The sequence below is a fragment of the Candidatus Methanosphaera massiliense genome, assembly GCF_028890305.1.
GTDB lineage: Archaea > Methanobacteriota > Methanobacteria > Methanobacteriales > Methanobacteriaceae > Methanosphaera > Methanosphaera massiliense.
In genome coordinates, this window is sequence record NZ_JARBXM010000001.1 from 1,059,332 (window position 1) to 1,073,002 (window position 13,671).

At 31.5% G+C, this 13,671-nt stretch carries 3 protein-coding genes; all 3 read left to right on the forward strand.

Features of this window, described 5'->3' with window-relative positions; genetic code table 11:
• Positions 1–324 precede the first annotated feature (324 nt).
• Positions 325–5,853 (forward strand): beta strand repeat-containing protein, encoded by a 5,529-nt coding sequence (locus tag OTK55_RS05085; RefSeq protein WP_274870986.1) that lies wholly within the window; start codon positions 325–327, stop codon positions 5,851–5,853.
• A gap of 216 nt (positions 5,854–6,069) precedes the next feature.
• A complete protein-coding gene (locus OTK55_RS05090) occupies positions 6,070–6,774 on the forward strand; it encodes a CPBP family glutamic-type intramembrane protease (RefSeq protein ID WP_274870988.1) in 705 nt (234 codons plus the stop codon).
• Between the two features lie 281 nt (positions 6,775–7,055).
• Positions 7,056–13,340: a beta strand repeat-containing protein gene (locus OTK55_RS05095; RefSeq protein ID WP_274870990.1), complete on the forward strand. Its 6,285-nt coding sequence runs from the start codon at positions 7,056–7,058 to the stop codon at positions 13,338–13,340.
• Positions 13,341–13,671: the final 331 nt, after the last annotated feature.

Sequence of the window (13,671 nt, forward strand, 5' to 3'; positions counted from 1 at the left end):
ATAGACTGGAATTCCTTCTATTCCTTCTTTTTTTAGACCTTTTTTTATTCAGATATAATAATTAACATGTAAACCTTTTCTGAGCATGATTTAATTATAAAAGAATAACATATTTTCTACTTAATTTCTATAAACTGATTTCTTTTCTTATTTTCGTCTAGTTCTATCTAATAATTATGTTTATCCTTATTAATTATTCAATTATTTTTTAATTAAAATAAATTTATATCATATTTATAATATAAATATAAATTGTTCAAGTAAAACATATTTATTATATGACTTATTTGAATATAAATAAATTCAAGGAGTTAAAACAAGAATATGTCAAAGAAAACGACTTTATTGTTTGTGATAACTCTTATGGTTTTAATTATAGGAATATCAGCAGTAAGTGCAACTAGTATAGCTGATAACAGTACTAGTACAGCAACTGTTGACAGTCCTCATTCAACAACTCATGCAGTATCAAGTGATATTGTAGAAGTTGATCATAAAACCACAGAAGTATCACAGGCAAAAAAAGAGATTAAGACAGATAATGTCACAAAGGAAAAGACAACAAAAACCACAAAGAAAGCATCTAAGAATTTAAAGAAAGATACACAAACACACATTGTAACAAATAAGACATACACAAACTACTTTACAAACGGTTCATTAAATGATAATGTAACAAGTGGAGACACCCTTGACTTACAGGGAAAATTTATCTCATCACAATCATTTAATTATACAATGACTATTAACAAGCCAGTAAACATAATTTCAACAACACATGATTCTAATATTTCATTAAATTCTACAAGTACGGATTTCTTCGGAGCAAGCTATGGAAACGCTTTCACAATACTACGTAATGGTTCAGGAAGTAACATTACTGGAATATACTTCTACAACACACAATTATACATAAACAACACAGAAAATGTAACCTTAAATAACATAACTGTTATCAATGAAGACCAGGTAGTTGGTGGTGGTATAGGAGTTACATCTATCAGAGGAAATTCTTCATACATCACAGTAAAAAACAGTTATTTCAGAACAAAAGATAATGGTGGACACAGTACACTAGTGGGTGCTTATGTAAATCATTGTATCTTTGATAACAACACCATTGTTGGAGTAGGTAATATAGGTAACTTAGTGTATTTAACCACATATAATGTGGATGTACCTGACTATAATCATAGTAATGAATATAACGTTATTTCAAATAACAGAATTTATGGACCAAACACTGCTCTAGCAATATGTTATGGTATAGGTATTGCTGGTTCTCATAATATAATAGAGAATAATACAATTGAATACAATAAAGGACAAGGTATTATAAACCAGTGGGGTAGTGGAACAAGTACCGAAGGTAATGTAGGAATTCCATCAATAAATAACACCTACAGAAACAACGTACTATTAAATGGTAGTAGTTTTACAGTAACTACAGACAGTTTAGTAGTAAATAACACTGTAAGCGGTACAGCTAAGATAGTATCAGAATGTGAAGCATACAACAATAAATTTAATCTAACAACCCTACAGGGTACAGTAAAACTACATGATAATAATATGACAAAACTCACAGTACTATCAAGTAACAGTGGAGTAATTGATGACTATAACATTACAAACAATAATGTATATGGAGATGTAGTATTCACAGCAGCATCATCCTCATTATCAACAGAAAATATCACAGTAACAGGTAACAATATAAAAGGTAATATCACAGTAACAGGTACTAGTGGAACAGTAAGCAATATCTACATCAACAAAAACATAATCAACGGTTCCATTGTACTAGGACCAAAATCAAATCAGAAAGTAAATAATGCAACAATAATAAACAACACAGTAAATTCACCAAATACCTATGCAGTAACACTATCAAAAAGAGCAACTAATGTAGCAGTAACAGATAATATATTATATGCTAAGGAATTAGCAGGTGACGAAGCAGTAAGTAATAACGGTGAATCCAACATTGTATTAAATAATAAGCCAACAACATTAACAATAACCGATGATACATACAATAACTACTTTGACAGTGAAGGAGTATTTAATTACACAGACCCTGTATCTAAAGTAGTACTAAGTGGAAAATTTGTAAATAATCATATATTCACATTCTCAGGACAGGAAATATTACTAACAGGTACAGATGACACAATATTATACAATGCAACAATAACCAGTAAAGACAACTCAAAATTAACAATAAAAGATTTAACAATAAATAACACAGATACAGATAGTAGAAATGCTATAATACTTAATTCCAAAGGAAACACAATAGATAACGTGAAAATAGTAAAAAATACAACAACAGGTAAAGCACAACTAGTAATAATTAACGGTGATAATAATAAAGTAGTTAACAGTAACATTACAGTTATTGGTCCATCAGATAGTGTAGATTACTTCAGTGATCCATCAATAGCACCAACAGTAAACATAATAGTATCATCCAATAACAACATAATTGATAATAACTACTTATACATTTATGCATCAACAGCTTCCGGTTATGGTACAATAGAAGCTATAACAGTACAGGCACCATCAGGAGTAAAACTTACAAACAACACCATAACAAATAACATTATAACAGGTAGCGGAACTGATTACCTATATGGAATAAACATGGGCGGATACGTATATAACAATACACTTGATGGAAACAATATAAACATAACCTCAAACACATATGCTAATGGTATCCAATTCTTCCAAAGCCCAGCATGCAATAACACAATTACAAACAATATAATTGATGTAACAGCAGGATACTCTGAAGGACAGGTAACCTATGGTATAATATTCAGTAGTTGGAATGATGGAAACTTTGAAAATAACCGTATACATAATAACACAATCTATGTAAAAGGTAATGAAACATATGGTATAGAAATATTCGCATATCCATACGGATCATCATCAGTAGTCAAAAACACAACAATATCAAATAACACTATTATTAGTAACGGAACCTATGCATCTGGTATAGCATTAATGAGTAATGACTATAACATCACAGGTAACACAATAATAGTAACAGGAACCACAAATGCTACCCGTGGAGCATCACCTGATTGGATAAAACCAACAACATCAGGTATGATACTACAACAAGTAAAAGATGTAACTATCACAGATAACAAGATAAATGTAACAACAGGACCAGGTTTCAGAATATTAGACAGCTCTAGCAACATAAACATCACAAATAACACAGTATACACAACACAGGGACTAGGTGATAAATCAGTACTCATAGTAAGTGGAACTAACGTAAAAGTAGAAGATAACCTACCAATAGAAACACACAACACAACAATAACAATAGATGGAAACCTAGAATTATACAAACAAAACACAATCACAATAACCGTAACACCAGATAATAACGATAAAATAGACTCCATAGTCACAGTAACAATAGGTGACACCACACAGAACGTCACAATAACCAATGGAACAGGTACAATAATCTACACTCCAACAAGCAATGATGATGTAACAATAACAGCAACATTCCCAGGAACCAAGAAATACCTAAATTCCACAGCAACAAAAACACTAACAGTACAAGACACAAGAAAAAATACAAACATAGCAATTGACGGAAACCTAGAATTATACAAACAAAACACAATCACAATAACCGTAACAACTGAGGATAATACTAACATTGATGGAGTAACCACAATAACTATAGGTGACACCACACAGAACGTTACAATAACAAATGGAACAGGTACAGTAACCTACAATCCAACAAGTATGGATGATGTAACAATAACAGCAACATATCCTGAGACAACAACCTATAAAACATCAACAACAACAAAAACACTAACAGTACAAGATACAAGATCAACCCCAAGCATATCAGTAGACCAAGCAAATTACACAACATTACTAAACACTCCAATAGAAATAAGTGGAGAAATTAAAGAAGATAACACACCAATCACAGCAACAGTTAACATACTAGTGGACGGAACACCTGTAACAACAGTAAATGCTGTTAATGGTAGATATACTTACACTTACACACCAGCAACAGTAGGAGACCATATAATAACCGTAACATATGATGGTAATCAAACACTAAAACCATCAGAAAAAACAACAACAGTAACAGCAACACCATACAAAACAACAAGTACCACAGTACAAAACATGACCATAACATCAAGTGCTACTACAGTCAATGTAATAGTATCAGATGAAAATGGTGACACTGTAACAAGTGGTGCAGTAATTATCATGGTAAATGGTAACACATACACAGCAAACATTGAAAATGGCATAGCTAGTGCAACTATACCAGCTACATCATTAAGAAATAGTAACAATATCTTATCCATTAATTATAATGGCAGTATAGGATATGACCCATCCACTACAACATACTACACTAACGGTACAAAATATGGACCAGTATACTATGTAGCAGTTAATGGTTCAAGCAGTAATAATGGAAGAACACCAGAAACACCATGGAACTACACATACGCATTTGACACAATAAGAAACACAGCTTATAACAACTCACTAATATACATATTAAACGGAAATTATAGAATAAACAATACTGTTTCATTCAACAATGGCTTAACACTTAAAGTAGTAGGTAACAATACTGTACTTAATGGATATAATAAGAAAATAAACGGTTTCATCATACAAAATGGGTTAATATCTATAGAAGATATAACCTTCACCAGATTTACAAACACACCTATTGTAAACAGAGCACCAAACACAGTAATAATTGGTAACACATTCCTAAACAACAAAGGAACAAATGGTGGAGCAATAAGTAACTATAATGCAAACAATGCACTAATAAATAATAACGTATTCCAAAACAACACAGCTTCCTATGGTGGAGCAGTATACAACAGAGGAAACAACACAATCTTAAATAACAACATATTCACAAGAAATAATGCAACACTATCCTCAGGAGCAATATACAACCTAGGAAGAAATGCAAGAGTAACAAACAACCAATTCACAAATAACACAGCTAAAACTCTAGGTGGAGCAATAAACAACTGGGATACAACTAGTATAACAATAACAGGCAACAAATTCACTGGTAACCAGGCAAACTATGGTGGAGCAATCTACTATCGTGGAACAGGATTAAAACTAGATAAAAACAACATGACAAGTAACACAGCACGTGTAAGTGGTGGAGCACTATTTGTAATAGGTACATCTAACAACATAACCAATAACAACTTCACAAGTAACAAAGCAAAAAATGGAGCAGCAATAAACAACCTTGGAACAAACATAATTATCAAATCAAACTTACTACAATACAACACAGCAACATCCCTCGGTGGAGCAATCAGCAACTGGAATGCAAGAAACATTGCAATAACAGGTAACAGAATACATGACAACCAAGCACAATACGGAGCAATATACCTAAGAGGAAGCAATATCACAATACAATCCAACACAATATACAACAACAAAGTAACAAGCAGTGGAGGAGCAATCTATAACATTGGAACTAACAACACTATAACAAGAAACACAATAAGAAACAACAATGCAAAAAGCTACGGTGGAGCAATAAACAACTACAACGCAGTAAATACCAAAATAACAAATAACAACCTAACAAGTAACAATGCAAGTTATGGTGGAGCAATATACACCCGTGCAACAAAAACTACAATCACAGGTAACACTATAACAAGTAACACTGCAACTAGTGGTGGAGCAATCTTTGATATGAAACACAATACTTCAACAATTAAAAACAATACTATCAGAAATAATCCAACACAGAATGGTAATGAAACAGTATATAAATCATAAACTGATAAAAGATGTAGAGGTTCTGTGAAGTATTAACTTTACTTTACCTACATCTATGTAATACTTTTTTTTTGTAAAACACTTTTTTCTAATTTTATTATAATTGAACATTTTTTAATATTATCTAATTTTTTTATTCTTATTCTAATTATTCTCCATGATTTGTAAATATGTATATATACTGTTTTAGATAAAAATATGTTAAAAGGTGAATATATGTTTGATAAATTAAAGAGTATGGGATGGGAGCGTGAGAATACTGACTTTCCATTTTACAGGGACAATCCTAATTTATCTAAAAATAAATGGTATGCTCTTATAGTGGTTTCAGTGTTTTTAGCCATTGGCTCGTTTTCATGGGGATATGATGTTGATATTACTTTAGGTATGTTTGTTTCATTAATTCTAGTTGCTATTTATGCATTTAAAGGACATTTTGGTGAGATTGTTAAAGTACTCGAGCTTAATGATTTTTGGTTTATTATCTTATGCATTATCGGTGAATTTATATTAACCCTGTTACTTGCAAGTATTCTTCCAGGAGCTGATGTTACTGCTCAGGATGATGTTGCTGTCACTTTAACAGTTATGAATATAATTGAAACTGCTATTCAGCTAGTTTGGGAGGAGTTATATAAGTTTATTCTTTTCATCACAGCATTATATGTGTCTTATAGATTTACCGGTAAGCGTGGATTCTGTGTGGTTATTGCTACCCTATTTGCTTTAACATTCTTTGGTGCACTACATTTATCTGTTTACAGTGATTTATTTTATTCTGTGGTTACTATAGGTTATGGTTCAATAGTCACAGCTTATGCTTATTTAAGAACTAAGAATTTATTAGTATCATATCTTGTGCATTTATGTTATGATCTTTTACTTATGGTGTTACTTTATTTAGCTACATTACTAGTTTAATGGTATTACCCATACCACTTTTTTTTTGGAAATAGAATTGTTTTATATTAAACTTACTATTTTTTGTTTTATCTTTTTTAGGACTTTATATGGTCTTTAGAGAAATATGGTTCTTCTTTTTTTAGTTAATGTTAATAGTTATAATTAAAATTTAATTTATTATTAATAAAATTTATATTATAGTTTTTAATTATATATTAATATTCAAGTAAAACGTATTATTTTTTTGTAGTATGAATTATTTGGATGTAACAATTAAAAATTAGGAGTTTAATTAAACAATGTCTAAAAAATCGACATTAATGTTTGTGATAGCTCTCATGGTTTTAATTATTGGAGTATCAGCGGTAAGTGCTGCTGACGTATCAACTAATGATACAAATGTAGCAACTGTTGAAGATACTCATATAACTTCACATGCAACAACACAAGCTGTTGTAAAAGAAGATAATAATATAAAAACCAGTGATAATAAAGTCACAAACACTAAGAAGAGTGTAAAATCAGTAAAAACAAATACTGACAATATTAAAACAGTAAAATCAAGTACTGACAATATTAAAACAGTAAAAACAAATACTGATAATAATAAAACAGTAAAAACAACTAAAAATATAAAGACAGCAACAACTCACGTGGTAAACCAGGACAATTGGAATACCGTATTTGTAGCAAATGGTACAAATAGCTCAACAAATAGTCATAACTATGATTTAAGTGATGATGTTGTAGCTGGTGATACAATTGACTTCCAGGGTCATTTATTTGTAAATGGATCACTAAGATTCACAAAACCAGTAAATGTAATATCATCAACAAAAGATGCTAACATATCATTGAATACAACTGCAGGTAGTCTATTCGGTGAAAATCCGGGTAATAGTTTCTGGGTTGGACCTGGAGCTGCAAATTCAACATTCAGTGGTATCTACTTATACAACACTCAATTCTGGGTAACCCAAACAACTAATATAACATTTACCAACATGTCCATGGTTGTAAGCAACCAGAGAGTAGGTAGTGGAGTAGGTCAAACTGCAGTTAGAGCATCAACATTCATCACACTACGTGATTGTTATATTTACACTGAAAACAATGGTGGAAGCAGTTCATTTGTAATCACAAGATCAGAATACTGTACTATTGACCATTGTACCATCAGAGGAGTAGGAAACGTAGGTAACTTATTATATCTTAACATATATAACCCTCCACAGGGTACAACACTAAATAACAGTTATAATAATATTACAAATAATGATGTAAGGGGACCATTAGGTTCTGCTATTTCATGGAGTATTGTTTTATCTGGTCAACATAACCTTGTAAGTGGTAACACTGCTAACGGTGCTATAACCACTGCTTGGGGTGGAACCACAGCAAATAACACTATTGTAAACAATACAGTAAGAAATATAAATGGAATGGTAGATGGATATGTTGCAAATAACACTGCTGGTTCCATTACCACAGGATTACGTAGCGTTATTGAAAACAACAATGTAGCTAACTTAACAGCATCATCTTCTTCAATAGTAAGAAATAATAACATAACTGAAAAATTAACAGTAAGCAATGCAGCTGTAAATGTTACAAACAACACAGTTAATAATATTATTGTAAATAATGCTAGAGCTGCTGGTACTAACATCACAGCAAACAATGTAACTGGTACAGTTAGATTAAACAATGCAAAAAATGTAAATGTATCAGATAACCTTATTGTAAACGAAGAAGACTACACATTAACAGTAACAGGAACAAATAACACAATAGCAAACAACCACTTAATAGCAGGAACTCATGCTGGTATGGACACAGTAACAATAGCAAACGGTAACACTGTAGAAAATAACACACCAGAAGCAGGTAGCATATATAATATTACAGATGAAACATATAATAACTTCTTTGATGAAAAAGGAGTATTCAATGCTACAAGCTTAATAAACAATTATTCAACAATCAACTTATTAGGAACATTTAATAATAAAAACTTCACATTCAAAAATGTTGTTTTAACAATTATAGGTGTAAATGCAACATTAAATAATGCTACAATCGCATCTATGGATGAAAGTAAATTATCAATTAATAACATAACAATAAACAATGCTAGAAATAATAATAAAGCAGTAATACTTGAAACAGATAATAATAAAGTACGTAACGTAAATATTAAACATGTTACAAAATCAACAGCACAGGAAATATATGTAACAGGAGTAAATAACAAAATAGAAAATAACAGTATCACTGTTTATGCTCCATCAAAAGGTATGAACTGGGCAGAAAATCCTGTAGTATCTAATGTAGCAGGAATAATAATATTATCTGATAAAAACACTGTACAAAATAATATTGTAAATATAATAGCAACAACCACAACTGGTGTTGGTACCGTTGAAGGTATTACAGTACAAGGTTCTAGTTCAAGCACTGCAAACAATAACGTTGTAAAAAATAATAAAGTAACAGTAAAAGCAACAGATTATGCTTATGGTATAAATGTTGGAGAAAACGCTAACAGTAACACTATTCAATCTAATAACATTAACATGACCTCTGATAATTACGCAGCAGGTATACAGATTGGATACGGAACAGCAGCAAATAACACACTCCAATCAAACACAATAAACATCAATGCAAAATCATACGCATACGGATTATTAATAAGTGTATACGGTAAAACAGATGTATCAGGAACAACAATGTCCTCAAACACTGTAACAGCAACTGCTGATAACGTATATCTAATAGAAACCTACAGCAGTACTGCAACATCCCCATTATCAGGTATTGTAATAAATAATAACAATTTAAATGGTAATGGAAATCATACAATAGGTATTGCATTTGTAGGAAAAGACAGTACAATAACCGCAAACACAATTAATGTAAACGGTGTAAGTAACTCTACAGTAACCGGTACATATGATATGATTGCACCAACAACCGCTGGAATACTAGTACAAGACAGTGATAATGTAACAATTAATCATGGAAATACTAACATAATAAATGGTCCTGCAATAAAATTAATAAACACCAATAATTCAAACATTGGCCGTCAAACAGGAACACTAAAAACTAATAACACAGCAGTTGAATTAATCAAAGCTAATAATAATGTTGTAAGAGGAGTAGATGCTAGCACTACATCAATGTATGCAGTAACAGTTACAAACTCAGCTAACACATCAGTAAACAATAACACATTATACTCTAATAATAACCTATTAGGTGGAGATAATGCAGTAAACACTGTAAATGGTGATAATATTACTGTAGGTGACAACAGCCCAATATTATTAGTAATAACAAACAAGACATACTCATCAATATTTGATGAAAATGGCGTATATAATTATGTTGCACCAAATGATAAAAAAGTAGGCGTATTAGTATTAGGATCAGACCTACAAGGAGTAGATTTAATATTTAACAATACCTTCATTAACTTGATTAATGCTGGAAATTACACAATATACAACGGTACACTAGAATACACTGGTGGTCAAGCTGGAAGTGTAACAGTAACAGGTATTAATATAAATAATGTAGATAAAAAAGCAGTAATAGTTGATATAAACAATGAAACTGGAACCAGTAATACAAGAATCAATCTACTTAACATGAATATTAATGTAACAGGGGATAATGTTACAGCAATTGAATCTATAAGTAAAACAAATTATTATGTAACCTTTGAAATGTTCGACAGCAACATAACAGTAACAGGTAAAAATGCAACAGCAGTATACTTTGTTGGAGTACCATCATCAAACCCAAGATGGTCACCTGACGGCATAGTAGAACTAGAAAGAAATAATATAAATATTAAAGCAGATGACACAGCAAAAGCATTAGTAACAATCACCAGTAATGGAGATTTCAAGAATAATAAGGTAAATATAGACGGAAACAACGTAATAGCTATAGAATCCAACAATGGAATATTCGGATGGAGTTCATTACAATACAACAATATAACAGCAAATGGTGACAACATAACAGTAGTATCATACACTAATGATACAACAACCGATACTAAATACATTAATTATAACAATATCACAGCAACCAGTGACAACCCCGTAGTAGCATTCAACATAACTAACGCTACAAGAGTAGATATTGAGGATAATGTAATCCTAATAAATGCTGAAAACGAGGAAACACCAGTTATCTCAGTAGCAAAAGGAACAAACAACCAAGTAACAAACAACTACATACAAGCACAAGACATAGCAGGTGACGACGCAGTAGAACAAACAGGAATCACAATAAGTAATAACCAACCAGTAGATGGAAACTACAAAGTAATAATTAATAAAAACATCCCAGAAAACACAACAATCAACAAATACATAACAATACAAGCAAACGCAACAGATGCATATGGAAACCCAATAACTGGTACAATCACAATAACAGTTGACGGAGAAACCATAATATCACAGCCATTCGTAAGCAGTATAACAGCTTACTATGTATCAGAAGAAGCAGGACGTAAAGTAATCACAGTAACATACACAGATCCTAACGGAGTATATGCTACAACAAGTACAACAAGCAATCTCAATGTATTACTAAACAATGCAGTAATAACAATCGACCCAATAAACACAACAATAAACAAAACAACACCAATAACTGTAACAGTAACAGGTGAAGATGGAAGAGCAGTAACCAATGGTACAGTAGAATTCACAGCATATGACACAACTGTACTGGGAGTAGCAAATATATCAAACGGTATAGCTACAATAACCATAACACCAACAGAAATAGAAAACACAACAATATATGCTCACTACCTCGGAAATGAATTATACTATGAAACTACAGCAAGTACAACATACTTTGTAAATAATATAAAACCAACCATCACAGTAGAAAACATGACCATCACATCAAACGCTACAACAGTAAATGTTAAAGTAGTAGGTGAAGATGGAACCAATGTAGCAGATGGTACTGTAACAATCACAGTAAATGGTGACACATATCAAGGTAATGTAACAAATGGCAGTGCCAGTGTCACAATACAAGCTAGCTCATTAAAAACTGGAAACAACATATTATCCATAAACTATGATAATCTTGTTGGATATGAACCAGCAACCACAACATACTACGTTAACGGTACAAGATACGGATCAGTATACTATGTAGCAGTTAATGGTTCAAGTAGTAATAATGGAAGAACACCAGAAACACCATGGAACTACACATACGCATTCAACACAATAAGAAACAGCACATACAATAACTCATTAATATACATACTAAACGGCACATACAACATAAACGACACAGTAGTACTTAATAATGGCCTAACCCTTAAAATAATAGGAAATAACAGTCCAGTATTAAATGGAAACAACAAGATAATCAACGCATTCAACATACAAAATGGATTAGTATCCCTAGAAAGCATGACATTCAGAAACTTTGCTAACACACCAATCCTAAACAGAGCAAACAACACAAACATCACAGGAAACACCTTCCTAAACAACAAAGGAATCAATGGTGGAGCAATAAGCAACTATAATGCAAACAATGCAACAATATTAAGAAACACATTCACAAACAACACCGGAATGTACGGCGGAGCAATATACAACAGAGGAAACAACACAATCATAAATAAAAACACATTCACTAAAAACAATGCATCAATATCATCAGGTGCAATATACAATCTAGGAAGAAACACATGGATAACAAATAACATATTCACTAATAACCATGCAAACACCCTTGGTGGAGCAATAAACAACTGGGAAACCACAAAAACAACAATAACAGGTAACAAATTCACTGGTAACCAGGCAAACTATGGTGGAGCAATCTACTATCGTGGAACAGGATTAAAACTAAACAACAATAACATGACAAGTAACACAGCATGTATAAGTGGTGGATCAGTCTTTATAATGGGAAACAACAACAGAATACTCAACAACAACTTCACATCTAACAAAGCAAGAAGTGGAGCAGCAATAAACAACCTAGGAACAAACACAAACATCACAGGCAACATAATAAAATACAACACTGCAAACACAACCGGTGCAGCAGTAAACAACTGGAATGCAAGAAATACAACAATAGCAAATAACACAATACACCACAACCAAGCACAATACGGAGCAATATACATAAGAGGAGCAAACAACACAGTACAATCCAACAATATATACAGTAACAAAGCAACTATTAGTGGAGGAGCAATCTTCAACATCGGAGAAAACACAGCAATAAAAGATAACACCATAAAAAGCAACAATGCTCAAAATTATGGTGGAGCAATCAACAACTGGAATGGAGTTAATACTAGAATAACAGGTAACAACATAACATACAACAATGCAACCTATGGTGGAGCAATAAACACTCGTTCAATAAACACTACAATCACAGAAAACAGTATAACAAGAAACAGTGCAGTTCGTGGAGGAGCAATCCTTGATACAAGATACACTACAACAACTATGAGCAACAACACAATAAAAAATAATCCAACAGAGAATGGAGAAGAAGTAACACACTAAAAAAAGAGAGATATTGAAGGATAAATTGAGTCAGATGATATAATTAAAAAGAAATTATTATCATCAATACTCCCTTTAAATACTTCTTTTTCTATATAACCATATTTATTCAAGTTTTTATTGTATAAAACCTTTATTTCATATTTTTTATACTATTTTTTTTTAATTTAATCTATTTTTTTTATCAAATCATAATATCTTTTTTTTAACAGCTCTTTAAAAGTAATAGTCATATTTATAAATTATTCAAATATTTTTTAGTTTAATTAAACTTATATTATATTTTTTATAAATATATTAATATTCAAGTAAAACGTATTATTTTATTCAA